At 74.6% G+C, this 25,923-nt stretch carries 19 protein-coding genes, 4 tRNA genes, 1 other RNA gene and 1 pseudogene; 14 read left to right on the plus strand and 11 right to left on the minus strand.

Annotated elements, in window-relative coordinates:
• Position 1 precedes the first annotated feature (1 nt).
• The 8 genes from ABZ899_RS20775 to ABZ899_RS20810 all read left to right on the plus strand — a co-directional run bounded on the left by ABZ899_RS20775 (position 2) and on the right by ABZ899_RS20810 (position 11,010).
• Positions 2–2,116 (plus strand): penicillin acylase family protein, encoded by a 2,115-nt coding sequence (locus ABZ899_RS20775; protein WP_361348068.1) that lies wholly within the window; start codon positions 2–4, stop codon positions 2,114–2,116.
• On the plus strand, positions 2,109–2,714 hold the full coding sequence (locus ABZ899_RS20780; RefSeq protein WP_361348071.1) for a GNAT family N-acetyltransferase: 606 nt from the start codon (positions 2,109–2,111) through the stop codon (positions 2,712–2,714). Before ABZ899_RS20775 ends, ABZ899_RS20780 begins: the two co-directional genes overlap by 8 nt.
• A complete protein-coding gene (locus tag ABZ899_RS20785) occupies positions 2,711–3,184 on the plus strand; it encodes a cupin domain-containing protein (protein ID WP_361348074.1) in 474 nt (157 codons plus the stop codon). Before ABZ899_RS20780 ends, ABZ899_RS20785 begins: the two co-directional genes overlap by 4 nt.
• Positions 3,181–3,939 (plus strand): glucose 1-dehydrogenase, encoded by a 759-nt coding sequence (locus tag ABZ899_RS20790; RefSeq protein ID WP_361348077.1) that lies wholly within the window; start codon positions 3,181–3,183, stop codon positions 3,937–3,939. The genes ABZ899_RS20785 and ABZ899_RS20790 overlap by 4 nt, the downstream gene beginning before the upstream one ends.
• 63 nt (positions 3,940–4,002) lie before the next feature.
• Positions 4,003–5,856 carry a copper resistance protein CopC gene (locus tag ABZ899_RS20795; RefSeq protein ID WP_361348080.1) on the plus strand — a complete coding sequence of 618 codons (1,854 nt, stop codon included), beginning with the start codon at positions 4,003–4,005 and terminating at the stop codon, positions 5,854–5,856.
• Between the two features lie 198 nt (positions 5,857–6,054).
• A complete protein-coding gene (locus ABZ899_RS20800) occupies positions 6,055–6,867 on the plus strand; it encodes a DNA-formamidopyrimidine glycosylase family protein (protein WP_361348083.1) in 813 nt (270 codons plus the stop codon).
• An 86-nt stretch (positions 6,868–6,953) separates the two neighbouring features.
• Complete coding sequence (locus ABZ899_RS20805) at positions 6,954–9,488, plus strand: SpoIIE family protein phosphatase (RefSeq protein WP_361348085.1); 2,535 nt, start codon at positions 6,954–6,956, stop codon at positions 9,486–9,488.
• A gap of 232 nt (positions 9,489–9,720) precedes the next feature.
• Positions 9,721–11,010: a phosphatase PAP2 family protein gene (locus ABZ899_RS20810; RefSeq protein WP_361348240.1), complete on the plus strand. Its 1,290-nt coding sequence runs from the start codon at positions 9,721–9,723 to the stop codon at positions 11,008–11,010.
• A 222-nt stretch (positions 11,011–11,232) separates the two neighbouring features.
• Here ABZ899_RS20810 and ABZ899_RS20815 read toward each other — a convergent pair whose 3' ends face one another.
• Complete coding sequence (locus tag ABZ899_RS20815) at positions 11,233–11,808, minus strand: DUF6529 family protein (RefSeq protein WP_361348088.1); 576 nt, start codon at positions 11,806–11,808, stop codon at positions 11,233–11,235.
• A 211-nt stretch (positions 11,809–12,019) separates the two neighbouring features.
• A tRNA-Ser gene (locus ABZ899_RS20820) sits at positions 12,020–12,107 on the minus strand.
• Positions 12,108–12,180: 73 nt separating this feature from the next.
• On the opposite strand from ABZ899_RS20820, the gene ffs reads away from it, so the two are divergent.
• The 6 genes from ffs (at position 12,181) to ABZ899_RS20850 (ending at position 21,018) form a co-directional block, all read left to right on the plus strand.
• An RNA gene (ffs, locus tag ABZ899_RS20825) (signal recognition particle sRNA small type) lies at positions 12,181–12,275 on the plus strand.
• 51 nt (positions 12,276–12,326) lie between these two features.
• Complete coding sequence (locus ABZ899_RS20830) at positions 12,327–14,555, plus strand: DNA polymerase III subunit gamma and tau (protein ID WP_361348090.1); 2,229 nt, start codon at positions 12,327–12,329, stop codon at positions 14,553–14,555.
• A gap of 104 nt (positions 14,556–14,659) precedes the next feature.
• The gene (gene purD / locus ABZ899_RS20835; protein WP_361348093.1) at positions 14,660–15,913 is read left to right on the plus strand and encodes a phosphoribosylamine--glycine ligase; all 1,254 of its coding nucleotides are present in this window, start codon (positions 14,660–14,662) and stop codon (positions 15,911–15,913) included.
• Between the two features lie 339 nt (positions 15,914–16,252).
• The gene (locus ABZ899_RS20840; protein WP_361348096.1) at positions 16,253–18,154 is read left to right on the plus strand and encodes a hypothetical protein; all 1,902 of its coding nucleotides are present in this window, start codon (positions 16,253–16,255) and stop codon (positions 18,152–18,154) included.
• Between the two features lie 368 nt (positions 18,155–18,522).
• Positions 18,523–20,013 (plus strand): N,N-dimethylformamidase beta subunit family domain-containing protein, encoded by a 1,491-nt coding sequence (locus ABZ899_RS20845; RefSeq protein WP_361348098.1) that lies wholly within the window; start codon positions 18,523–18,525, stop codon positions 20,011–20,013.
• 105 nt (positions 20,014–20,118) lie between these two features.
• On the plus strand, positions 20,119–21,018 hold the full coding sequence (locus ABZ899_RS20850) for a phosphoribosylaminoimidazolesuccinocarboxamide synthase (RefSeq protein ID WP_361348101.1): 900 nt from the start codon (positions 20,119–20,121) through the stop codon (positions 21,016–21,018).
• 7 nt (positions 21,019–21,025) lie between these two features.
• Here ABZ899_RS20850 and ABZ899_RS20855 read toward each other — a convergent pair.
• The 9 genes and pseudogenes from ABZ899_RS20855 to ABZ899_RS20895 form a co-directional block, all read right to left on the minus strand.
• Positions 21,026–21,213: pseudogene (locus ABZ899_RS20855) on the minus strand (hypothetical protein); the annotation flags it as partial.
• A gap of 117 nt (positions 21,214–21,330) precedes the next feature.
• A tRNA-Gly gene (locus ABZ899_RS20860) sits at positions 21,331–21,406 on the minus strand.
• 22 nt (positions 21,407–21,428) lie between these two features.
• Positions 21,429–22,043 carry a response regulator transcription factor gene (locus tag ABZ899_RS20865; RefSeq protein WP_361348104.1) on the minus strand — a complete coding sequence of 205 codons (615 nt, stop codon included), beginning with the start codon at positions 22,041–22,043 and terminating at the stop codon, positions 21,429–21,431.
• Complete coding sequence (locus tag ABZ899_RS20870; protein ID WP_361348107.1) at positions 22,040–23,266, minus strand: histidine kinase; 1,227 nt, start codon at positions 23,264–23,266, stop codon at positions 22,040–22,042. The genes ABZ899_RS20865 and ABZ899_RS20870 overlap by 4 nt, the downstream gene beginning before the upstream one ends.
• 18 nt (positions 23,267–23,284) lie before the next feature.
• On the minus strand, positions 23,285–24,061 hold the full coding sequence (locus ABZ899_RS20875; protein ID WP_361348110.1) for an ABC transporter permease: 777 nt from the start codon (positions 24,059–24,061) through the stop codon (positions 23,285–23,287).
• Positions 24,058–25,035 (minus strand): ABC transporter ATP-binding protein, encoded by a 978-nt coding sequence (locus tag ABZ899_RS20880; RefSeq protein WP_361348112.1) that lies wholly within the window; start codon positions 25,033–25,035, stop codon positions 24,058–24,060. Before ABZ899_RS20880 ends, ABZ899_RS20875 begins: the two co-directional genes overlap by 4 nt.
• A gap of 137 nt (positions 25,036–25,172) precedes the next feature.
• Positions 25,173–25,245, minus strand: a tRNA-Gly gene (locus ABZ899_RS20885).
• 80 nt (positions 25,246–25,325) lie between these two features.
• A tRNA-Gly gene (locus ABZ899_RS20890) sits at positions 25,326–25,397 on the minus strand.
• Between the two features lie 158 nt (positions 25,398–25,555).
• The gene (locus ABZ899_RS20895) at positions 25,556–25,873 is read right to left on the minus strand and encodes an Lsr2 family protein (protein ID WP_062673371.1); all 318 of its coding nucleotides are present in this window, start codon (positions 25,871–25,873) and stop codon (positions 25,556–25,558) included.
• Positions 25,874–25,923: the final 50 nt, after the last annotated feature.

Below are 25,923 nucleotides of genomic sequence, written 5' to 3' on the forward strand. Positions count from 1 at the left end.
GATGGCCGGCGAGATCTTCCGCGACGCCTGGGGCATTCCGCATCTGCGGGCGGACGGGGTGGACGAACTCGCCCGCGCCCAGGGCCGGGTCACCGCCCTCGACCGGGCCTGGCAGCTCGAGGTGGAACGGCACCGGGCGCGCGGCACCTCCGCGTCCTTCCTCGGCGCCGAGTCCCTCTCCTGGGACGTCCTGGTGAGACGCGTCCGCCTCGACGACACGGCCAGACGCTGCTTCGCCGCACTGGAGCGGCGGGACCCCGGGACCGCGCGCTGGGTACGGGCGTACGTCGACGGGGTGAACGAGGGGCTCGCCGAAGGCGCCCGCCGGGCACCGGAGTTCGCGAGGACCGGGGCGGCCCCCGGGCGCTGGGAGCCCTGGACGCCGTTCGGGATCTGGCTGGGCGTCCACCTGCTGTTCGCGGGCTTCCCCGCCAAGCTCTGGCGCGATCAGGTCCGGCGGCACCTCGGCGCCGGCGCGGTCGGCCTGTTCGCCACGGACGGGCCGGGCACCTCCGGCAGCAACGGCTGGCTCGTGAGCGGCGAACGGACCCTGACCGGGCGGGCGATCATCGCCGGCGACCCGCACCGCTTCATCGAGGAGCCCGGCGTCTACCAGCAGATCCACCTGTTCTGCCCCGAGTTCGACGTCGTCGGCCTCGCCGTCCCCGGTGTGCCCGGCGTCGCCCACTTCGGGCACACCGGCTCCGTCGCCTGGGCCATCACCAACGCCATGGCCGACTACCAGGACCTGTACCGCGAACGGCTGCGGCGGACCGGGGCGGGCGTCGAGGCGCTGGACCCGGACGGCGTGTGGCGGCGCGCCACCCGGCACACCGAGACCGTCGAGGTCGCGGGGGAGGACCCGGTCGAGGTCGAGGTGATCGAGACCGCCCGGGGACCGGTGATCGCCGGCGGCCCGGAGGGGCTGCCCGACGGGATCACGGACCCGTCCCCGGCCGGTGACGCGGAGGACCCGCCCCTCGCCCTCGCCCTGCGCCACCCACCCCGCGTCACCGGCGACCTCGGCTTCGGCGCCCTCCTTCCCCTGCTGCGGGCCCGCCGGGTCGCCGACGTCGACCGCGCCCTCGACGCGTGGACGGAACCCGTCAACGTGGTCCAGGCCGCCGACACCGAGGGCGGCCTGCTGCACCGCGTCGCCGGCAAGGTGCCCGTGCGCTCCTCGGCCAACCGCCTCCACCCGGTGCCCGCCTGGGAACCCGGTCACGAGTGGCGGGGCTGGCACGAGACACCCCGCGGCGGCCTCACCGACGGCGTCGCCGCCATGGCCAACCAGCGCGGCCTCGCCACGCCCCTCGGCGTCGAGTTCGCCGCGCCCCACCGCGCCGACCGCATCACGGCCCTGCTGGCGGAGAAGGAGCACTGGTCTGCCGCCGACATGCCGGCGATCCACATGGACACCCGGCTGGCTTCGGCGGCCCCCCTCCTGGACCTCCTGGCCGGGCTCGGCCCCCTCGGCCCCGCCGCCGAGCGCGTCCGCCACACACTCCTCGACTGGGACCGCCGGATGGACGCGGACAGCGCGGACGCCGCCCTCTACGCCCGGGTCCGCGGCGCCGTCGTCCGCCGGCTCGCCGCGCACCCCGCCTTCGCCGCGCTGACCGTCCCGCCCGCCTACCCCGACATCCTGCTCCCCTGGCTGGCCCTGCTGCCCCGCGTCGCCTTCGCCCTCGAACACCTGCTGCGCGCCGACGACCTGTACGGCATTGACCGCGCCGAGCTGGTGCGGGCGGCCGTCGAGGAGGTCGCCGAGGACGCTGCCGCGACCGCGCCCACCTGGGGCGGCACCCACCGGCTCGCCCCCTGGCGGGCCCTGCCCGACCCGGCGTCGGAGGAACCCGGCCTGTCCGGCGACCACGACTGCGTGCTGTGCACGTCCGCCGTCCCCGGACTCACCGACCTGAGCGCGCGCGGCCCCGCCGCCCGCTACGTCTGGGACCTGGCCGACCGCGAGGCCGGCCGCTGGGTCGTCCCGCTGGGGGCGTCCGGTGTCCCCGGCTCGCCCCACCACCGCGACCAGCTCCCGCTGTGGCTGCGCGGCGAGCTGGTCCCGATCGTCACCGACTTCACCGCGTTCGAGAAGGAGACCGATGTCTGACCGGCCCACCGCCGCCCCCGTCCACGAGCAGACCGTCGGCGGCTTCGGCACCGTCACCGTCCGCCCCCTCGACCCGCACGCCGACGCCGGGACCGTGCACACCTGGGCGAGCGGGGAACGCGCCGTCTTCTGGGGCATGAACGGCCTGACGCAGGAGCAGGTGGCCGGGATCTACGCCCACATGGCCACCCTCGACACCCACCACGCCCTCCTCATGGAGCGCGACGGCGACCCGGTCGCGCTGCTCCAGACCTACGAGCCCGGCGCCGACCGGGTCGGCGAGTGCTACGACGTCCGGCCCGGCGACATCGGCCTGCACCTGCTGCTCGCCCCCGCCGGCCCGGGCGGCGAACGGCCCGGCTGGACCTCAGCGCTGCTCACCGTCGTCGCGGCGTACCTCTTCCGCACCCTGGGCCGCTCGCGGGTGGTCGTCGACCCCGACGTGCGCAACGAGAAGGCCGTGGCCCGCTTCCTCAGGCAGGGCTTCACCGCCGGACCGGCCGTCGTGCTGCCCGAGGTGGACCTGCCGGACGTGTACCTCCCGCGCAAGGAAGCCCAACTCGCCTTCCTCGCCCGGGAGGTAGCTTGTGGGGAATGACGCCCGAGGAACTCGTCGCGCACTACCGCCTGGAGCCGATCCCGCGTGAGGGCGGGCTGTTCCGCCGTACCTGGGCCGGACCCGAACGGCCCGACGGGCGGCCGCAGGGCACCGCGATCGTCGTCCTGCTCACCGCGGACGACTACTCGGCCCTGCACCGCCTGCCGTCCGACGAGGTCTGGCACTTCTACCTCGGGGACCCCCTGGAGATGCTGCTCCTCGCCCCCGACGGCACGTCCCGCACCGCCGTCCTGGGCCACGGCGTGGCGCGCGGCCAGCACCTCCAGCTCACCGTGCCGGCCAGCACCTGGATGGGGGCCCGGGTGGCGGCCGGGGGCTCCTGGGCCTTCTTCGGCTGCACCATGGCCCCCGGCTTCACCTACGCGGACTACGAGCACGGCGAGCCGGCGCACCTCACGGCGCGCTATCCCCACGAGGCCGCCCGGATCGCGGAACTGTGCCGTCCATGAGCCGGCTCCTCGACGGACAGGTCGCCCTCGTGACGGGCGCGGGCGGCGGCATCGGCCAGGGCATCGCGGCCCGGTTCGCCGAGGAGGGCGCGGCGGTCGCCCTGCACTGCCGCACTTCGCGGGAGGCGGCGGACCGGCTCGCCGGGCGCATCCGGGAGGCGGGCGGCCGGGCCGTCGTCCTGACGGCCGACCTGACCGACGAGGACGCGTGCCGGCGGCTGGTCGCCGAGGCCGCCGAATGGGGCGGCGGCCTGACCGCCCTCGTGAACAACGCGGGCGTGCAGCCCACCCGGGACCTGGCGGCGATGACCGCGGCCGACTGGCGGGCGGTGGTGGACACCAACCTGTCCGGCGTCTTCGCCTGCACGCGGGCCGCGGCGGAGGTCATGGGGCCCGGCGGCGGTTCGGTCACCCACGTCGCCTCCGTCGAGGCGACCCGCCCGGCCCCGCTGCACGCCCACTACGGCGCCTCGAAGGCGGCGGTGGTGGCCCACGCCCGCACGGCCGCCCAGGAGTACGGCCCGCACGGCGTCCGCGTCAACACGGTCTCGCCCGGCCTCGTGCATCGGGAGGGCCTGGAGGAGGCGTGGCCGGACGGGGTGGCACGATGGCGGGCGGCGGCGCCCCTGGGACGGCTCGGGCGGCCGCGGGACGTGGGTGACGCCTGCGTGTTCCTGGCCTCGGACCTGGCGTCCTGGATCACCGGGCACGACCTCGTGGTGGACGGCGGGGTGACCGCACGGCCCGGCTGGTGAGCACGGAGCCCGCCGCGTCCGTATGTACGCGCAGGCGATGCGGACCGAAGACGGAGATACGGCGTGAGGTGTGCGGACGGACGACCGGGACGCCGGGGGCTGCGGCGGCTGCTCCTGCTGGGCCCGCTGCTGGTCCTGCTCCTCCTCGGCGGCACGGGGCCCGCTGCCGCGCACGCCGCGCTGCGCGGCAGCGACCCCGACGACGGCGCCGTCCTGAAGTCGGCACCCCGGCAACTCACCCTGACCTTCACCGAGTCCGTCGCCCTGCTCGACGACTCCTTCCGCGTCCTCGACCCGGAGGGCCGCCGGCTGCGCACGGGTGAGCCGGAGCACGGCCCGGACGGCGCCGACACCGCCCGGGTGACCCTCCCCGCCGGGCTGGCGCAGGGCACCTACACGGTGGCCTGGCGGGTGGTGTCGGCCGACAGCCACCCGGTGTCCGGCGCGTTCACCTTCTCCGTCGGCAAGGCCACCGTCACCGCGACCGCCGCCGCGGTCACCGGCCCCACCGAGGACCCGGTGACCAAGGCCCTGCACACCATCGCCCGCTACCTCGCCTACCTCTCCGTCGCCCTGCTCATCGGCACCGCCGCCTTCGTCGCGATCTGCCGTCCGCCCCACGTCCCGGTCCACGACCGGCTGTTGCGGACGTCCTGGTGGACGCTCCTCGCGGCCACGCTCGTCCTGCTGGTGCTGCGCGCCCCGTACGAGACGGGCGAGGGCCCGCTCGGGGCGTTCGACGCCGACGCCGCGGGCCGCACCCTCACCGGCCGGCCCGGCATCGTCCTGCTGACCCGGCTGGCCCTCCTCCTGGCCGCCGGCGCCTACCTGCTGCGCATTTCCCGCGGGCGCCGGCGGTACGGCTGGACCGGCGCAGCCCTCGCGGCCGGTCTCGCGGCGACCTGGGCGGCCGGGGAGCACGCCTCCGCCGGCCTCCAGGTGCCGGTGGCCATGACCTCCTCGGCGCTGCACCTGCTCGCCACGGCCGTCTGGCTGGGCGGTCTGGCGGCCCTGCTCGGCGCCCTCCACCGGGCCGCCCTGTCCGCGGAGGCGGTGCGCCGCTTCTCCCGCGTGGCGTTCGCGTCCGTCACCGTCCTCGTCGTGACCGGCGTCTACCAGTCCTGGCGCGGCCTCGGCGGCTGGGACGCGCTCACCGACACGACGTACGGCAGGCTCCTGGCCATCAAGCTGATGGCGGTCGTCGTGCTCCTCGCGGCGGCGGCCGTGTCCCGCCGCTGGACGGCCCTGCAGACGGCGCCCGCCCTGGGGAGGCCGTCCGTTGACGGGCCCGCCGACCGGGCGGAGACGCCGGCCCCCGCCGCGGCGGCCGTGCGCACCAAGGTGGCGGCGGCCGTGGGCGGACCGCCGGCCGGTGCACCGCCCTCACCGCCGGAGCCCGCCGGCTCGCACTCCTCCGCAGAGGAGGAGCCCGATCCCGCGCACCGCCGGGCGCTGCGCCGCTCCGTGCTCACCGAGGTCGCCGTCGGCGCGGCCGTACTGGCCGTCACCACGCTCCTGACCAGCACACTTCCGGGCCGGGCCGAGGCGGAGGCGGCCACCGCGGCGCCCGCGGTCCTCGGCGCCTCCGTCACCGATGTGCCCTTCGACGTCGGTACGCCCGGTGGACGCGGCACGGCACAGATCACCATCGACCCCGCCCGCGTCGGCGACAACTCGATCGAGGCGGTCGTCTACGGCCCCGACGGCGGCATCTCCGCCGTCCCCGAACTGCGCATCACCTTCACCCACCCCGGCCAGGACATCGGCCCGCTCGACGCCGGGCTCACCGACAAGGGCGGCTACTGGGGCAACAGCTTCCTCAACCTGCCCGTCGCCGGGACCTGGGAGATGAAGGTGACCGTGCGCACCTCGGACGTGGACCAGATCACCGAGACGCGGACGGTGACCGTCCACTAGGGGCTTTCGTTCGGATCAGCCCGGCTGTGGCCGACGGGACATGGTGACGTGCCCGAGCGGGGTCAGATGCGCGTGCCAGGCCCCGCGACGCCGGGATGATCCAAACGAAAGGCCCTAGGGACGGCCCGAAGGTGAGAGGCCGGAGGAAACGGGCACACGATAAGAAGTACGGCATTCAGCCGAGGAAGGCCGTCCGTCATGCCCGAACTGCCGGACGTCGAGGGTTTCCGGGGCGTGCTCCGGGCCTGCGCGCAGGACCGGACCGTGCGCCGGATCGAGGTGCGCGACCCCGGCGTGCTGCACGGCGTGAGCGCGCGGCGGCTGAGCGAGGCGCTGGAGGGGCGGCGGATCACCCGGGCCGAGCGGCACGGCAAGTGGCTGCTCGCCCGCACCGGCGGTCCCACCCTGGCCCTGCACTTCGGCATGACCGGCTCCCTCGTGTGCGCCGGGCCGGACGACCCGGTGGCCCCCCACGACCGCGTGCTGTTCGCCCTGTCCGGCGACCGGAGCCTCCGCTACCGCGACCAGCGCAAGCTCCGGGGCCTGTGGCTCGCCGAGGACGACTCCGCCGTCGCCCGCCTGCTGGCCGGGCAGGGCCCCGACGCGCTGGACGTGGACCGCGAGCGGTTCGAGGAGGTCCTGCGCGGGCGCCGGGGCGCCGTCAAGGGCGTGCTGCTCGACCAGTCCGCGGTGGCCGGTCTCGGCAACCTGCTGGCCGACGAGATCCTGTGGCGGGCCCGGCTGAGCCCCGCCCGCCCGGCGAGCGACCTGACCGGCGCCGACCGCCGGGGCCTCTACCGCCAGATGCGGCGCACCCTGCGCGCCGCGGTCCCCACCGGACGCGTCCCGCCGCGCCCCTCCTGGCTGACGGGCCGCCGGGACACCCCCGACCCGCACTGCCCGCGCTGCCACGCCCCGCTGCGCCGGGCCCGTGTGGCCGGCCGGACGACCGTGTGGTGCCCCGGCTGCCAGACCGCCGCTCCCGGCGCCACCACGGGATCGCGCCGATGACGAGGCACGGCGCGCCGAGGGCGGCGGAGCACGGGGCGGCGGGGTGCGGGCCGGCCGCGATCCCTCCGAGAGCGAGATGAGCGATCATGCACGAGCCCGCCGCCGGCGCCCGGGCCACGGCCGACCTCGACGACCTGGTCGGCGCGGACCTCACCGCCCGGGTCACCGTCGACGAACACGGCACCGTCACCGGCTGGAACGCGGGCGCCGAGCGGCTCCTCGGGCACCCGGCCCGCGAGGTCGTGGGCCGTCCGGCGGCCGGTCTGCTGGCCGAGCCGCCGAGCGGGTGGGACCTGCCCCCGTTCCCCCGCCTGCGGCGCTGGCACGGCACGGTCGGCCTCCGGCACCGCGACGGCCGTACGCTCGCCGTCAAGGTCCTGGCACACCACCGGACCCGGGAGAACGGGCCGCGCGAGTGGTTCTGCGTCTGCGCCCTGACCGCCCGCCAGTCACCGCCCGAGCGGCGCGACGAGCCGTTCGTGAGCTGGAGCTTCACCCAGTCCCCCTGCTGCGCCACGGCCCTGTACGACACCCGGCTGCGGCTGCGCCGGGCCAACCGGGCCATGGAACGGGCCGTCGCCCTCAGCGAGGCCGACATGCTGGGGCTGCGCGTCGAGGAGATCGTGGACGGACCGGCCGGCCGGCGCGCGGAGGAGAGCATGGCCCGGGTGCTGCGCACCGGGGAGACCCAGGCGGACGAGGACTTCCTGCCCGCCGCGGACGGGACCCGGGCGGACGCCTGGTCGCTGCTGATGTCCCCGCTGCGGGACGCCGCCGGAACCGTCCGGGGCGTCTGCCTCACCGCCCACGACATGACCGAACAGCACTGGGCCCGGAAGCGGCTCCAGTTGATCGCCGAGGCGGGCCGGCGCATCGGCACCACCCTCGACGTGATGCGCACCGCCCAGGAACTGGCCGACGTCGCCGTCCCCGAGCTGGCCGACTTCGCCTCCGTCGACCTGCTGACCGCCGTCGACGACCCGCCGGACACGTCCCGGCGCGGCGGTCCGCCGCCCGGCCCGCTCGAACTGCTCCGGGCCGCCCACCAGTCGGTGACCCCGGGTGTACCGGAGGCGGTCTCCGCGCTGGGCGCCCTGGACCGGTACACGGAGGGCTCCGCGCAGGTCGAGACGCTGCGCTCCGGCCGGGCGGCGGTGTACGAGATGACCCATCCGGCGATCACCGCGCTCGTGGCGCACGACCCGGTCCGGGCCGCCCGGGTCCGGGAGTTCGGCATCCACTCGGTGATGACGGTGCCGTTGACGGCGCGCGGCACCACGCTGGGTGTCGCCGTCCTCGCCCGTCACCGCCACCCCGAGATCTTCCAGCAGGACGACGTGGTGCTGGCCGAGGAGCTGGCGGCCCGGGCGGCCGTCTGCATGGACAACGCCCGCCGCTACGCCCGCGAACGCGACCGGTCGGTCACCCTGCAGCGCAGCCTGCTGCCGCAGCGGCTGCCGGAGCAGGCGGCGGTGGAGGTCGCCACCCGCTACCTCCCGGCGGGCGCGCAGACCGGGGTCGGCGGCGACTGGTTCGACGTGATCCCGCTGTCCGGGGCGCGGGTGGCCCTGGTCGTCGGGGACGTCGTCGGGCACGGCATCCACGCCTCCGCCACCATGGGCCGGCTGCGGACGGCGGTGCGCACCCTCGCCGACATCGACCTGGCACCGGACGAACTGCTCACCCACCTCGACGACCTGGTGTCCCGGCTGTCCACCGAACGGGAGGGCGGCCGGACGCGCGAACGCCACCCCGAGTGCGGGGGAGAGGTCGGCGCGACCTGCCTGTACGCCGTGTACGACCCGATCTCCCGGCACTGTTCCCTGGCCCGCGCCGGGCATCCGCCGCCGGTGGTGGTCGCTCCCGGTGGCGCCGCCGAACGGGTCGACCTGCCGCCCGGACCACCGCTGGGCGTGGGCGGCCTGCCCTTCGAGGGCGCCGAGATCGAGCTGCCCGAGGGCAGCCTCCTCGCCCTCTACACCGACGGCCTGATCACACCCGGCGGCTGGTCCCGTCCCGGGGACGGGGACAGGGACGGGAGCGGGGACGCGGACGGGGTCGGGGACGCGGACGGGGACGCGGACGCGGGCGTCGGCCGGCTGAGCCGTCTGCTGACCGGCGCCGAACCCACCCTGGACGCCCTGTGCGACCGGATCCTCACCAACCTGCTGCCGCCCAGGCCGCCCGACGACGTCGCCCTGCTCGTCGCCCGCACGCGCGCGCTGGACGCCTCCCAGGTCGCCACGTGGCAGGTTCCGTCCACCCCGTCCGCCGTGGCCCAGACCCGCAAGGACACGCTCGCCCAGCTCGACGCGTGGGGCCTGGAGGAGGCCGCGTTCGTCACGGAACTCGTCGTCAGCGAACTGGTCACCAACGCCATCCGGCACGCCCAGCCGCCCGTCCAGCTGCGCCTGATCCATCTGGCCCACGAGAACTCCCTCATCTGCGAGGTGTCCGACGGCGGCAGCACGGTGCCCCATCTGCGCCGGGCCCGCACCTACGACGAGGGCGGCCGGGGGCTGCTGCTGGTGGCACAGCTCACCCGGCGCTGGGGCACCCGTCAGGCCGCCAAGGGCAAGACGATCTGGGCGGAACAGCCACTGGAGGTCGCCCAGCCATGACCGGCCGACGCGGCGACTTCGGGTGACTTCGGGCGGGCGGCAACGTGCCGGCCGCCTTTCGCGTCTTCGTCGCCGGGGGGTTCGCGCAGCGCAAAAATCCCCCGTGCCCCGCTCCGATACCATGCTCGAACTCACGAACGGGTGCTGACGACCGCCCCTTACACATCGGCCGAGACAATTGATATCCGAGACATCGCAGACGTTCGCGCGAACAGGCAGCCGGCAGCGGGCGCTGGTGTGGTCCGCCGTGGGCGTGGTCGCCCTCGGCTTCCTGATCGCACTGGAGGTGGCCGCCCGCCACTACGGTGAGCCGGGCCCCCTCACCAACCAGGTCCGCGAGATCGCGTTCCCGCCGAAATCCGGCTTCCTGCTGTACGCCGGCATGGGCCTGATGATGGTCGTCCTCACCCGGCGGGAACGCCTCGTCGCGGCCGGCGCCGCCCTCGGCATCGACCTCGTGGTCCTCGCCGTGCGCTGGGCCACCGGCACACTCCCGGCCCTCGGTGAGGGGCACCCCTTCGGCAACGGCGCGCTCTGCGTCGTCCTGGGCTGCGCGGTCGTCGCCGTCACCCGCCGCACCGGCGCCGAACGCCTCCTGCTCCTCAAGGGTGTCGGACTGGCCCTGCTCCTGGTGGCCGGCCGCAAGACCGGTGACACCTGGCTGCTGATCACGTCGAAGACCCAGCCGCAGGTCCTCGACCAGTATGTGGCCACCGCCGACAGGGCGCTCGGCAACCCCTCCTGGGTCGTCGGCCGGATCGTCGACGCCACCGGGCCGGTCGGCGCCCATGTGCTCGACTACGTCTACGTCCAGCTCGCGGTCGCCGCGGTCCTCGTCGCGCTCTACCAACTGCGCCACGTGGCGGCCGAGCGCCGTTTCCCGAGCCACCACCTGGTGCGCACGTTCCTCGTGATCGGCCTGCTCGGCCCCGGCATCTACATGATCTTCCCGGTGGTCGGCCCGGTCTTCGCCTACGGCCCGGACGGCGGCCACTGGGCGACGGCCGACATCTGGCCCCGGACGGCACCGGCGCTCGCCGCCCCGCTCCCGATGCCGTTCGACGGGATCACCCCGCGCAACTGCATGCCCAGCCTGCACACGGCATGGGCCACCGCGATCTTCCTCCACTCCCGCCAGGGACCGCGCCTCCTGCGCTACGCGGGCACGTTCTGGCTGGTCGCCACCCTCGGCGCCACCCTCGGCTTCGGCTACCACTACGGCGTCGACCTCGTGGCCGGAGTGGTCTTCACCCTCACCATCGAGGGGGCCCTGCGCGCGATGTCCCGCGGCTGGGACCGGGCGGGCGCCCGCCTGGTCGTCCACGGCTCCCTGGTGTTCACGGCCCTGCTGCTGTCGTACCGCTTCCTGCCGCTGGAGATGGCACGCCACCCCTGGCTGTACGGCCCGCTCCTGCTCGCGGCGATGGGCTCGGTGATCTACGGCTACCTCCGGACGACCCGCACCTGGGACCCGAGGCCCACCCCGGCCCTGCGCCCGGAACCGCAGCCCGAGCCGGCCTGACACGACGGCCCCGGCAACGGCCCGGAGCGCTCGCCGTGGCCGGGCGGTCGGCTTCGCTGTCCACCGGGACTCGTGTGGCGCGCGTCCTGCGAGCGGGAAGCCCTACGGCATCTCCGAGGCGATCCTCGTGGACCCGCACGCCGACGCCTGCGCCAAGGCTCGGCCGGCAAGGAGATCACCAAGAAGCCTTCGTCCCGGACCGGCGGCCACTGACCGCCCGCGTTACGTCAGCCCCGGCGTCCGGAACCCGTTGAGCTGCCACAGCGCGGCGGTGTACCAGAGCAGGGCGATCGCGCAGAAGAGCAGACCGCCGACGAGCGGCAGCGTCCATCCCGGGAACCGGTGGCTGCGCACCACGACGACCTTCGCGGCGAACGCGCCGTACAGGACGCAGCCGGTGATCGAGTGGATCGCCACCCGCGGCGATGTCAGCACGACGCCGTAGGCGCTCAGGCACTGATAGGCGATGGGCACCGAGAGCAGGAAGGCGAGCAGCCCGGTCAGCCGGTGGACGAGGGACACCGCGCGCGGGGCCGGTCTCGACCCGGGCAGCAGGCCGTACATCCGGGCGGCGAGCAGGAGCTGGACGAGCGCGAGCCCCAGGAGGGCGGTCCCCAGCCGGGCCTTGAGCTCCATGGCGTCGCCGTACTGGGCCCCGAACAGGCTGCTCTCCGGATCGGGCGTCAGTCCCCGCCCCACGAACCAGACGCCGAGGCCCACGGCCACAGGGATCAGCAGCAGGGCCGCGGCACGCCTCGGGCCCGTCGCGCCGCGGGAAGGGTGGGGTTGCTGTTCCACGAGGGCTCCGTACGAAGGCGACGACCGGAACCCACACCATGGCGCCGGCCTCGCCCCCCGCCCCGCCGACGGCCCCGCCACCCCACCGGGAATCACCCGATGGACGGCCCACATGTGACCGACGCCACCCCGAATGCAGGGGCGCCCGGACAACGTCGAAGGGCCCCACCGCGAACGGTGGGGCCCTTCGACATCGTGCCCGGTGAGGCACTGGCGGAGGATACGAGATTCGAACTCGTGAGGGGTTGCCCCCAACACGCTTTCCAAGCGTGCGCCCTAGGCCTCTAGGCGAATCCTCCGCCGGAAACATTACATGACCGAGAGGAGTGCTCGCGAACTCGTTCCGACCCGCTGACATCGGGTACTCTCTGGGAAGCCCCTCACGCGGCGCTATCTGACTGAACTCCCCCAGGGCCGGAAGGCAGCAAGGGTAGGTTGGCTCTGGCGGGTGCGTGAGGGGCGTTCTCGTGCTCCGGGGGCGGGACCCGTTGTCAGCGGGCGCCTATAACCTCGTAGGCGTGTCGTCTCTCGCGCTGTACCGCCGCTATCGCCCGGAGTCGTTCGCCGAGGTCATCGGGCAGGAGCATGTCACCGACCCGTTGCAGCAGGCGCTGCGGAACAACCGGGTCAATCACGCGTACCTGTTCAGCGGCCCCCGCGGATGCGGCAAGACGACCAGCGCCCGGATCCTCGCCCGCTGTCTGAACTGCGAGCAGGGCCCCACCCCGACCCCCTGCGGCACGTGCCAGTCCTGCCAGGACCTCGCCCGCAACGGCCCGGGCTCCATCGACGTCATCGAGATCGACGCGGCTTCGCACGGTGGTGTGGACGACGCCCGTGAGCTGCGCGAGAAGGCCTTCTTCGGACCGGCCTCCAGCCGTTACAAGATCTACATCATCGACGAGGCCCACATGGTCACGTCGGCCGGCTTCAACGCCCTGCTGAAGGTCGTCGAGGAGCCGCCGGAGCACCTGAAGTTCATCTTCGCGACGACCGAGCCCGAGAAGGTCATCGGGACCATCCGCTCGCGGACCCACCACTACCCGTTCCGGCTCGTCCCGCCGGGCACCCTGCGGGAGTACCTCGCCGATGTCTGCCGCCGGGAGGGCATCCCCGTCGAGGAGGGTGTTCTTCCGCTCGTCGTCCGCGCCGGCCAGGGGTCCGTACGTGACTCCATGTCCGTGATGGACCAGCTCCTCGCCGGGGTCCGGGAGGAGGGTGTGACGTATGCCATGGCCACCTCCCTCCTCGGGTACACCGACGGATCGCTGCTCGACTCCGTCGTGGAGGCCTTCGCGACCGGTGACGGCGCGGCCGCCTTCGAGGTCGTGGACCGTGTCATCGAGGGCGGCAACGACCCGCGGCGGTTCGTCGCCGACCTGCTGGAGCGGCTGCGGGACCTCGTGATCCTGGCCGCCGTGCCCGACGCCGTCGAGAAGGGGCTCATCGACGCCCCGGCCGACGTCCTGGAGCGGATGCAGGCCCAGGCCGGCACCTTCGGCGCCGCCGAGCTCAGCCGCGCCGCCGACCTGGTCAACGAGGGGCTGACCGAGATGCGCGGCGCCACCTCGCCCCGGCTCCAGCTCGAACTGATCTGCGCGCGCGTGCTCCTGCCCGCCACCTACGGCGACGAGCGGTCCGTCATGGCCCGGCTCGACCGGCTGGAGCGGGGCGTCGGCTTCTCCGCGGGCGCCACCGCCCCCGCCATGGGATACGCCCCCGGCCCCGGGGCCCACGCCGCCCCCGCGCCGCCGCAGGCCGCCCCTCCGGTGCCGTCCGGCGGGGGGCTCGCCGCCGCCCGTGCCGCCGTACGGCCTCCGGGCACCCCCGCCCCGGAGGCACCGGCCGCGCCGGCCGCGGAGAGCGCGCCCGCCGCCGCGGCTCCGGCGCCCGCCGCTCCGGCCCCGCAGACCGCCCGGCCGCCCCAGACGCCGCCCGCGCCCCCGCAGGCGCCCGCCGCTCCCGCTCCCGGCGCCTGGCCCACCGCCGCCCCCGCGGGCGGCGGCCGGCGGCCCGGCGGCTGGCCGACGGCGGCCCCGGCGGGCGGCGGTGCCCCGGCACCCCGTGCCGGCGCACCCGCGTCCGCACCCGCACCCGCGTCCGCACCCGCACCCGCGTCGACGCCCGCCCCCGCCGCGGGAGGCGGGGAGGCGGCGCCCGACCACGCGCCCCCGAGCGGTGGCCTGGACCCCCGCCAGCTTTGGCCGAACATCCTGGAGGCGGTCAAGAACCGCCGCCGTTTCACCTGGATCCTGCTCAGCCAGAACGCCCAGGTCGCCGGCTTCGACGGCACCACCCTCCAGCTCGGCTTCGTCAACGCCGGCGCGCGCGACAACTTCGCGAGCAGCGGCAGCGAGGACGTGCTGCGGCAGGCGCTGGCCGAGCAGTTCCACGTGCAGTGGAAGATCGAGGCGATCGTCGACCCGTCGGGCGGCGGCTCGGCGCCCCCGGCTCCGGGCGCTCCCCCCGGCTTCGGCGGAGGCGGCGCCGCCCCGGCCCCCGGCGGCTACGGCGGTCAGGCCGCCCCGCGCCCGGCCCCCGCACCGTCCGCGGCACCGGCGGCCCCGTCGGCACCGGCCCCCGCCCCTGCCCCGCGGCCCAGCGCTCCGGAACCGCCCTCCGTCTCCCTGGAGGACGACATCCCGGAGGACGACGACCCCGACCTCAACGAGTCGGCGCTGTCCGGCCGCGAGCTGATCGTGCGCGAGCTGGGCGCGACGGTCGTCGAGGAGATCACGAACGAGTAGGCCGTCCCCGGCCCGGTTTCGCCGGGCCGGTTTTGGAGGAACGCACAGGTCCTCCGGCCCCGGCCGCTCGGCGTCCCGCACAAGAAGGCCGTTAGGCTGACCCCGTGAAGGTCCTCGTCATCGGTAGCGGCGCCCGCGAACACGCCCTGTGCCGCTCCCTGTCCCTCGACCCCGACGTCACCGCGCTGCACTGCGCCCCCGGCAACGCCGGCATCGCCGAGGTCGCCGAACTGCACCAGGTCGACGCCCTCGACGGCGAGGCCGTCTCCGCGCTGGCCGAACGGCTCGGCGCCGACCTCGTGGTCGTCGGACCGGAGGCCCCCCTCGTCGCGGGGGTCGCCGACGCCGTGCGCGAGGCCGGCATCCCGGTGTTCGGCCCCTCCAAGGAGGCCGCGCAGCTCGAGGGCTCCAAGGCGTTCGCCAAGGACGTGATGGCCTCGGCCGGCGTCCCCACGGCCCGCTCCTACGTCTGCGCCACCCCCGCCGAGGTCGACGAGGCCCTGGACGCCTTCGGCGCCCCGTACGTCGTCAAGGACGACGGTCTGGCGGCCGGCAAGGGCGTCGTCGTGACCGCCGACTTCGACGCGGCCCGCGCGCACGCCAACGCCTGCGAGCGCGTCGTCATCGAGGAGTACCTGGACGGCCCCGAGGTCTCCCTCTTCGCCATCACCGACGGCCGGACCGTGGTGCCGCTCCAGCCCGCCCAGGACTTCAAGCGCGCCCTGGACGGCGACGAGGGCCCGAACACCGGCGGCATGGGCGCGTACTCGCCGCTGCCGTGGGCGGACCCGAAGCTGGTCGAGGAGGTCCTGGAGACGGTCCTCCAGCCGACCGTCGACGAGATGCGCCGCCGCGGCACCCCGTTCTCCGGGCTGCTCTACGCCGGACTCGCGATCACCTCGCGGGGCGTGCGCGTGATCGAGTTCAACGCCCGCTTCGGCGACCCGGAGACACAGGTCGTCCTGGCCCGGCTGAAGACCCCGCTGGCCGGTGTCCTGCTCGCCTCCGCCAAGGGCCACCTGGTCGACCTGGAGCCGCTGCGCTGGAGCGACGACGCCGCGGTCACCGTGGTCGTCGCCTCTCACAACTACCCGGGCACCCCCCGCACCGGCGACCCGATCAGCGGCCTCGACGAGGTGGCCGCCCAGGACGCCCCGCACGCCTACGTGCTGCACGCCGGCACCCGGCGCGACGGCGAGGCGGTCGTGAGCGCCGGTGGCCGTGTGCTGTCCGTCACCGCGACCGGCGGGGACCTCGCCGAGGCCCGGACCCGCGCCTACCGGGCGGTGGGCCGGATCGGGCTGGACGGCTCCCAGTACCGTACGGACATCGCCGCGAAGGCCGCCGCCGACGCGTAGCCGCTCCCGCGAGCCAACCGACCGGGCCCCGGATCCGTCTCAGGATCCGGGGCCCGGCGCATGCCGGGAGCGGTACCGGGACCAGGGCCGGACCAGTGCCGGGATCAGAGGGCTGATCCTCGCTGTCCGTCATCCACCTTTCCCCAAAGCCATTCCATCGAGTGAGCGATGACCCAAGCGACTGACGTGGGTCGACGCCCCAACTAGGGTGCCGCGCAAGCGTTCCGGCACTTGGCCCACCGGCATTGCGATGTCGGTGGCGGGTGCCACAGTGGGGGAGTGAGCAGAGCCAGGACAGTTCCGTCGACCAGGACAGCACGGAGGGGGTGAGGTCCGGCCGTGACCGGGATGGGGATGGAAGCGGGGGCCCAGGCCGCGCGTGCCCGCGCCCTGGCGGTGCTGCGCGTCCGCAGCCGTGCGCTCGCCGTCGCCCTGCTGCCCGCGGCGTTCGCCGTGGTGCTGCTCGCCGGACCGTCCACCGGGCACCTCGTCGGCCCCGGATGGCATGCCGTGCGCTGGGCGGTCACCCCGTTCGCCGCCCTGGTGCTGCTCGCCGCCGGTCTCGTCGCGCTGGTCGTCGCCCGCGCCCGTCCCGCCGTGACCCCCACCGTGACGATCGGCGAGGGGCAGGCCCCGGACCTCTACCGGCTGGTGCGCGACCTCGCCGACCGGCTCGGCGTCCCCGCCCCGTCCGCGATAGCGCTCACCCCGGACTGCGACAGCTGGCTGGAGGACCGCACCCATCCGTCCCACGGCCCGCCCCCGCCCGAGGAGCAGACGGACGACGGGCTCAACGGCCTGCGCGGCGGCGGGCGCGGCGCCCACCGCCGTACGCCGGCCGCGCCGGTCCTCGTCATCGGCTCCCCGTTCCTGTGGTGGATGCGGGTCGGGGAGCTGCGGGCCGTGCTCGCCCCGGTCGTCGCCGGCACCGGGCCCTCGGCGCACCCGGACATAGCCCAGGCCCGGCGCTTCGTCCGCGGGCTGGACGCCGCCGTGGCCGTCGCCGCCACGCGCGGCCGCTGTCCCGGGTCGCGGGCGGTGTGCGTGGGCCTCGGCTGGGTGGCACGCCTCCTGCTGCGAAGCTGCCGGGAGCACGCGGCCGAGATGGAGCGCGGGGTGGCCGCGGCGGCCGCCGAGCGTGCACAGGCTGTGGACTACGGTCTGCGGATCGTGGCCCAGGAGCAGGTCGGCCTGGCCTACGCGGGCTGGGACCGGCTGCTGACGCGGGTCGCGCTGCCGGCCTGGCGGATGGGCCGCTGGCCCTCCCGGCTGGACGCGGGTGTGGTCGCCGCCCTCACCGAGCTCTCCCGGCGGGACCGGCTGGCGGAGGGGTTCGCCTCCCGGCTGGGCGAGCGCCCCGCCTGCGACCTCCTCGAGGAGCCCGGCACGGTCGACGAGGCCGTCTCCCTGCTGGCCGCCCGCCTGTTCCACGGAGGACCGGCCGAGACCGGCCCGGACTGGTCGCCGGTGGGCTGGCAGGAGTATCCGGAGGAGGTCGTGGACCGGGCCTGGCGTACGGACGCGGCCCGCCTGCACCGCGTCCTCGACGCCCTCGGCGTCCGCCGCGGCCCGGGCGACGCACCCTCCGGCTCGGACGGCCCCACCCTCTCCCGGGTCCTGGACCACCTGACGGCCCCGCGGGACGCCTCGCGGCCCGAGGCCCCGCAGACCGGGCACCCCCTTCCCGCCACCCACCCGCCGGCCCCGGCCACGGAAGCGCCCGCCCCGCCCGCGGACGCCCTCGACAACCCACAGACGCCCGCCCACCCCGCCGCCGACACCGCACCCGATCCCGTTCCGCCCCCCGCCCCCGCCGACGACCTGGACCCCTACGAGGACCAGGAGACCGAGCGGAGTTCGGCGCTGGCCGCCGGGATCACCGCCGAGCTGGCCCGGGAGGAGGCCGCGGCGTCGGTAGGAAAGCCGGCGGCGCTCACGCCCGACACCTCACTGCTGGACATCGGCACGCTCCCGCTCTTCCCGCTCCAGCCGCCCCGCAGCTCCCGCGAGCTGCTCACCGACCACGTGACCGCGATGGTCTGCTGCGCGGCCATGGACACCGCGGGCGCGACACCCGGTCTGGACTGGCTCGACGGGCCCGCCCTGCTCATCAACGGCGAACGCGCCGCCGACCTGACCCCCCGTGTCCTGCGCCTCATCCAGGACGGCGATCCGGCGCCCTTGCGCGCCTGGCTCGTGGAGTCGGGGATACGCCCCGAGAAGCCGGTGCGCCTGGTCTGACGGGCGAGGACGCGGCGGACACCCCGGCCGCGCGCCCGGGGCGACGGAACTCAGTCGGAGCCCCCGGTTCCACTTTCGGCCAATTCGCAACGAATAGTGACAGGAAGCGAGCGCAATGTGATGTGCTGGGATCGATAGCGCATATGGCAAGGGCTTACGCCACGACAGCCGGTGAAGCCCTGCCGCACGGCGGCACCACCGGGCAAGCGCATCAGGCGTACGACAGGCACCACCGGCACGGGACGAGCACGACGCGCACCACCCCGCACCGAGAACATGACGTGCACCACCGGCACGGCGTGCGCCCGGCGCGCCAGGGCCCGACACGACGCTCGATGTGCGACCGCGGGACAAGGGAGGGTACGGCCATGGGGTCGGAGCAGATCCGCCGCTGGGAGTCGGGAGCTCTCGCACACGCCGTGACGGACCCCTTCGGCCAGGGCCCGGTCCCCTGGCTGCGAGGCAACGTGACGTACTTCGACGACACCGGCCAGGTGGTCCCCTGGTACGTCGACGGCCAGGCCCACCCCCCGACGTCCGGCACCCCGAGGGTCCCCGCGCCCCGCAGCGCGGGACCCCGCTCCGCGGACGACGTCCACCGGCAGATCAAGGGATTCACCTCCACCGGGGCGGTCGCGCCCGGCGAGGCCGTCGACTTCCACATCACGGTCGACCCGCCCCAGGAGTTCGCCGTCGACATCTACCGCATCGGCCACTACGGCGGGGACGGCGCCGCCAAGATCACCACGAGCCCCCGGCTGTCGGGCATCGTGCAGCCCGCGCCGCTCACCGCCGACCGCACCGTCTCCTGCCACCACTGGTGGCTGTCCTGGCGCCTCCAGGTCCCCAGCTACTGGAGCAACGGCGCCTATGTCGCCGTCCTCACCACCCACGACGGCTACCGCTCCCACATCCCGTTCACCGTCCGCGACAACCACCCGGCGGACCTGCTCCTGCTGCTGCCCGACGTCACCTGGCAGGCGTACAACCTCTACCCGGAGGACGGCCGCCTCGGCGCCAGCCTCTACCACGCCTGGGACGAGGACGGCCGGCTGCTCGGCGAGGACGACGCCGCCACCACCGTCTCCTTCGACCGTCCGTACGCGGGCGCAGGCCTGCCCCTGCACGTCGGCCACGCCTACGACTTCATCCGCTGGGCCGAGCGCTACGGCTACGACATCGCCTACGCCGACGCCCGCGACCTGCACGGCGGCCACGTCGACCCGACCCGGTACCGGGGCCTGGTCTTCCCCGGCCACGACGAGTACTGGTCGGTGAACATGCGCCGCACGATCGAGCTCGCCCGGGAGAACGGCACGTCCCTGGTGTTCCTCTCCGCCAACTCCATGTACTGGCAGGTGGAGCTGGGCCCGTCCCCGTCCGGCGTCCCCGGCCGCCTGCTCACCTGCCGCAAGCGCAGGGGCCCGGGGCGTCCGGTCCTCTGGCGGGAGATCGACCGCCCCGAGCAGGAGCTCATCGGCATCCAGTACGCCGGGCAGGTCCCCGAGCCGCACCCGTTGATCGTCCGCAACGCCGACCACTGGCTGTGGGAGGCCACCGGCGCCCACGAGGGCGACGAGATCCCGGGCCTGGTGGCAGGCGAGGCCGACCGGTACTTCCCCCGCACCCCGCTGCCCGGCCACGAGGAGCGCATCCTGCTGGCGCACTCCCCGTACACCGACCGCGAGGGGGTGCTGCGCCACCAGGAGACCTCGCTGTACCGCGCGCACTCCGGCGCTCTGGTCTTCGCCTCCGGCACCTTCGCCTGGTCCCCGGCGCTCGACCGCCCGGGCCATGTCGATCCCCGGGTCCAGCGCGCCACCGCCAACCTCCTGGACCGCATCTGCAAGCGTGACTGAGCTCACGCGGCAGGGCCCCGGCGCTCCACCCGCCCCACCCCCGGTCCACGGCCGACGTCCCGTACGGGACAATCGACGCATGGGACAGACTTACGGGGAGGAACCGTGTCCGGATTCGTAGAAAAGCCCGAGCCGCTTCAGGTTCCGGGCCTGGTGCACCTGCACACCGGCAAGGTGCGCGAGCTGTACCAGAACGAGGCCGGTGACCTCGTGATGGTCGCCAGCGATCGCCTGTCCGCCTACGACTGGGTGCTGCCCACCGAGATCCCGGACAAGGGCCGCATCCTCACCCGGCTCTCCCTGTGGTGGTTCGACCAGCTCGCCGACCTGGTCCCCCACCACGTCCTGAGCACCGATGTGCCCGACGGCGCTCCCGCCGACTGGGCGGGCCGCACCCTCGTCTGCAAGTCCCTGCGGATGGTCCCGGTCGAGGCCGTGGCCCGCGGCTACCTCACCGGCTCCGGGCTCGCCGAGTACAACGACACCCGGACGGTCTGCGGGCTGGCCCTCCCCGAGGGCCTGGCCGACGGCTCGGAACTGCCGGCACCGATCTTCACCCCGGCCACCAAGGCCGCCGTCGGCGAGCACGACGAGAACGTCTCCTACGAGGAGGTCGCCCGCCAGGTCGGCGCGGACACCGCCGCCCGGCTGCGGCAGGCGACCCTCGCCGTGTACGCGCGCGGCCGGGACATCGCCCGCGAGCGCGGCATCATCCTCGCGGACACCAAGTTCGAGTTCGGCTTCGACGGGGACACCCTGGTCATCGCCGACGAGGTCCTCACCCCGGACTCCTCGCGCTTCTGGCCGGCCGAGCAGTGGGAGCCGGGCCGCGCGCAGCCGTCGTACGACAAGCAGTTCGTGCGGGACTGGCTGACCTCGCCGGCCTCCGGCTGGGACCGGGCGAGCGAGCAGCCCCCGCCGCCGCTGCCGCAGGACGTCGTGGACGCGACCCGCGCCAAGTACGTGGAGGCGTACGAGCGTCTGACGGGCATGAGCTGGAGCTGACCGGCGCTCAGCCCCGGTCCGGGAGGGCGGGCCGCTCGCGCACCCGAAGGGGATCCGGACGGGTGTGCGGCCGCCCGGCGACGACGACCGTCGGCACGGTCTCGTCGCCGCCTTCGGCCGCCCTGACCACTGCCGCCCCGGCCGGAGGCCCAGCCGCAGGCAGCAGGCGCAGCCCGGCCGCCAGTAGACGACCGGACCGGCCGTAGGCGGGCCGCGCCGGCCCGCCTCCTCGGCGCCGCAGCCGCGGCCCCGCCCCAGGCCCAGGGAACGCCCCACGCCAAAGGCCCCGTTCGATGACCGGGGCCTTTGCTCTGGAGCGAACGACGAGGTTCGAACTCGCGACCTCAACCTTGGCAAGGTTGCGCTCTACCAACTGAGCTACGTTCGCATGCGCCGTGGCGCGGGACCCACTATACCCAACCGCGGGCGCGTGCGAGGCGCACCGCCGCGTGCCGGTTCTCCGCGCCCAGCTTCGAGACGGCGGAGGACAGATAGTTCCGCACGGTCCCCTGGGACAGGGCGGCGCGCTGCGCGATCTCCGCGACGGGCGCGCCGTCGGCGGCGAGTTCCAGCACCTCCGCCTCCCGCGCGGTCAGCGGGGAGTCCCCGGCGGCGATGGCGTCGGCCGCCAACTCCGGGTCGACGTACCGGTTTCCGCCGTGCACGGTCCGGATGATCTCCGCCAGCCGCTGGGCGCTGACCGTCTTCGGGACGAATCCGCGCACACCCGCCTCAAGGGCCCGCTTCAGATGTCCGGGGCGCCCGTGGCTGGTCACGATCAGCACCCGGCACCCGGGCAGTTCGGCCCGCAGGGCTGTGGCGACCTTCACACCGTCGGCTCCCGGCATCTGCAGGTCCAGGACCGCCACGTCGGGCCGGTGGGCCCGGGCCATGGCGAGCGCCTCGGGCCCGCTGGCCGCCTCGGCGACGATCACCAGGTCGTCCTCCAGGGAGAGCAGCGTGGCGAGCGCGCCGCGGATCAGATGCTCGTCGTCGGCCAGCAGCAGCCGTACCGGCTCGCTCACGCGACGACCTCCCGCGCCCCGGCCTCGGCCAGCGGCACGTCCGCCACCAGCCGGAACGCCCCCTCGCCGACCCGGCCGGCCTCCAGCGTGCCGTCCACGGCGGCGAGCCGCTCCCGCAGCCCGGCGAGCCCGGAGCCCCCGCCCCCGTCGGAGGCCGCGGCGGCCCCGTCGTTCTCCACCGTCAGCACCACCCGTCCCTCCGTCCTGCGCACTCCCACGGCGCACCGCTCGGCGTCCCCGTGCCGCAGCACGTTCGTGGTGGCCTCCCGCACGACCCAGGCGAGCGCCGACTGCACGTCCGCGGGCAGCCCGTCCGTCTCACCGGTCACCTCGCAGGTGATCCCGGCGGCCGCCAGCACCCCCTGGGCCCCGGCGAGTTCGACGCCGAGGTCGGCCTCGCGGTAGCCCCGTACGACATCGCGGACCTCGCGCTGGGACTCCCGCGCGATCCGCTGCACCTCGATCATCTGCTCGACGGCCTCGGCCCGCCCGCGCCGCGCCAGTTGCACGGCCAGCTCGCTCTTCAGGGCGATGACGGCCAGGTTGCGCCCCATCACGTCGTGCAGATCGCGCCCGAAGCGCAGCCGCTCCTCGGCGACCGCGAGCCGGGCCCGGGTCTCGCGGGCGTCGTCCAGCTCGAAGACGGCCCGCAGCAGCCAGACGGAGAACACGGCGGTGAAGGCGAGGAAGCCGCTGCCCAGCAGCACGATCACCGCGATGACCAGCGCTTCGAGCGGAATCCCGGTCATCGCGAGCACGACCGTCCCGGACCCGGCGGCGAAGCCCGCGACGAGCGCGTACACCTGCCTGCGCCCGCGTATCCCGAGGGCGATGATGCCCACCCCGAAGATCATGGTGACGCCGAAGACGCTGCCCACGGCCGCGTCGAGGCCTTCGTCGTCCGGGCCGTACTCGGAGACCGCGAGGGTCGCGACGGCGATCGCGGCGGTGGCGGCGCCGAGCCCGTACATCAGCCGGAGCGGCTGCTCACGCTGCCCGCGCACCCAGTCCACGGCGTGCGACACGGTCAGCAGGCAGAGCGCCGCGTGCGCGCAGATCAGGAGCAGCAGCCACGCGTCGGCCGCGCCGTCGACCCGGTGGAGCATCGGCGCCCCGGCCCCGGCGACCTCGATCAACGCGAAGAAGTGGAACGACCCCCGGGTGTACGTCTCCACCTTCGCCGGGGTGCTCTTCCCCCGCCACCATCTGCCGGGTCCGCGCATGCCTCCGTACCCCCTTCGTCAGCGCCGCGGTTCCCACCGGAACCACCGCCGTACAGCAAACACGGCGAGGACCGTCCAGGCCAGCGCCGTGGTCGCGGCACCGAGGGCCTCGTACGCGGACAGCTCGCCGGTCCAGCCGCCCCGGACGAGAGTGATCACCGGTGTCAGCGGCAGCAGTTCGCACATCGAGGCCAGCCGGTCGGGCAGGACCTCCAGCGGTACGGCCATGCCCGAGCCGAGCATCGAGACCAGCATCACGGGGAGCGTGGTGACCTGGGCGCTCTCGGTGGTGCGGGTGAACGCCGAGGTGACCGCCGCCAGCGCGGCGCACAAGACGAGTCCGGCCAGCAGCGCGGGGACGGCCAGATAGGGCGCGGGCGGCGGCGGGACGTCGAGGAGGATCATGCAGCCGGCCGCCAGCAGCAGGGACTGCACGAGTCCGGTGACGACCGCGGGCAGGGCGGACCCGGCGAGGATCTCGGCGTCCCGCAGCTCGCCGGTGCGCAGCCGCTTGAGGACGAGTTCCTCGCGGCGGGCGGTGAAGACGCCGACGAGCGCCCCGTACACGGCGAAGAGCAGGGAGAAGCCGATGGCGGCGGGCAGGACGACGGTGCCGGGGGTCAGGCCGGCCTCCTCCAGGTCCATGTCCTTGGTCGCCGACCACACGCTGAACGGCAGCACCAGCGGCACGAACAGGGCGGCGACGAGGGTCCCCCTGCTCCGGCCGAGCAGCGTCAGCTCGGCGCGGGCGAGCGCCTTCATCCGTCCGGCGGGGGTGGTGATCGCGTCGCTCATGCCGCGTACTCCTGTTCCTTCTCCCCGCGGGCCCCCTGCTGGGCCGCGGACGTCTCGCGGGCGATCGCCAGGAACGCCTCCTCCAGCGAGGCCGACCGCACGTCGAGTCCCCGCAGTTCCAGCCCGGCCCTCTCGGCCCAGACCAGCAGCCCGGTGGCCGTCCGCTGCAGCTCGCGGGTGCGCAGCCGGACGACGCGTCCGTCGACGTCGTGCCCGATCACGCCGAGTTCGCCGAGCGGCGGCAGGTCGCCCAGGAAGTAGCCGTCGGGCAGCCGGAAGGAGATCCGCGACGGCTGGGCCGCGGTGACCTCGGCCGGGGTGCCGGTGGCCGCGATCCGGCCCTCGTGCAGGATGGCGAGCCGGTCCGCGAGGTCCTCCGCCTCCTCCAGGTAGTGCGTGGTCAGCAGGACCGTCGTCCCGGCGTCGCGCAGCTCGCGGACCAACTGCCAGGTGGCCTGGCGCCCTTCGGCGTCGAGTCCGGTGGTCGGCTCGTCCAGGAAGAGCACCTCGGGGTCCCCGAGCAGGGCGAGCGCCAGGTCCAGGCGCCGCCGCTCACCGCCGGACAGCTGCTTGACCCGCACGCCGGCCTTCCCCGACAGCCCGACGCGCTCCAGGACCTCGCGCTCGGGCCGGGCCCCGCTGACGCAGCCGGCCCACATCCGGGCGGTCTCGGCGACGGTCAGCTCGGACGGGAAGCCGCCCTCCTGCAGCATCACGCCGGTCCGCGGACGGACCACGGCCCGGTCGGCGCAGGGGTCGTGGCCGAGGACGCGCACCTGGCCGCCGGCGGGCCGGGCGAGCCCTTCGAGCAGTTCCACGGTCGACGTCTTGCCGGCGCCGTTGGTGCCGAGCAGGGCGAAGACCTCTCCGCGGCGCACGGAGAACGAGACTCCGCGCACCGCCTCGAACCCGCCCCCGTAGACACGCCGCAGGCCGGTGACCTCGATCACGTGCTCGTGTTCGTCGTTGTCCATGCCCTTCAGCCTTCCGCCGGTCGCGGGCGGCCGGCAGTGCGCGCTGTCATCACTCGGCATGACAAATGTCAGAAGGGTGGGGGCGCACGGGCGCAACGAAAAGACCCCGGTCCGTCAGGACCGGGGTCTCATTCCCGAGCGGACGACGAGGCTCGAACTCGCGACCTCAACCTTGGCAAGGTTGCGCTCTACCAACTGAGCTACGTCCGCATTGCCTCCGACCGGCTCTCACCGATCGGCGCGGGCACCAGCCTACCTGATCCACAAGGATGGTCGGTACGGCGGTGCAGAGCGGGTGACAGGAATTGCACACTGCGCCTTCCCCCTGGAAGGGGGATGTTCTGCTACTGAACTACACCCGCATGCTCGGCGAGCTGGACTTCTTCGGTCCCGCCCGCTGGCGTGCTCCAGACATTAGCTGATCAGCAGGGGGGTAGCGCAAGTCGGTTGTCGCACCGGTCCCGGCACACCGCCCCGAGGGTCCGCCGGCCGGGCCCGGAGGCCCGTCCCGCGGACCGGCTCACTGCGCGGAGGCGAACGCCTCGTAGACCTTCTTGGGGATACGGCCGCGGGCCGGCACCTCCATCTTGTTGGCCTGGGCCCAGGCACGGACGGCCGCCGGGTCGGGGGCGACCTCCGTCTGCTTGAACGCCTTGCCCGACCTCGACCGCTTGCGGCCGGCCTCCACGTAGGGCGCGAGCACCTTACGCAGTTTGCTGGCATTGGCTTCATTCAGGTCGATCTCGTACGACTTGCCGTCGAGTCCGAAGGCGATCGTTTCCGCCGCTTCTGAGCCGTCGATGTCGTCAAAGAGAGTGACCACGACCTTCTGCGCCACGAATATCGGTCCCTTCGTACGGCACGCTGACAATTCATTTGTACCGTGCC

It is taken from the genome of Streptomyces sp. NPDC046859, from assembly GCF_040645135.1.
Lineage (GTDB): Bacteria > Actinomycetota > Actinomycetes > Streptomycetales > Streptomycetaceae > Streptomyces.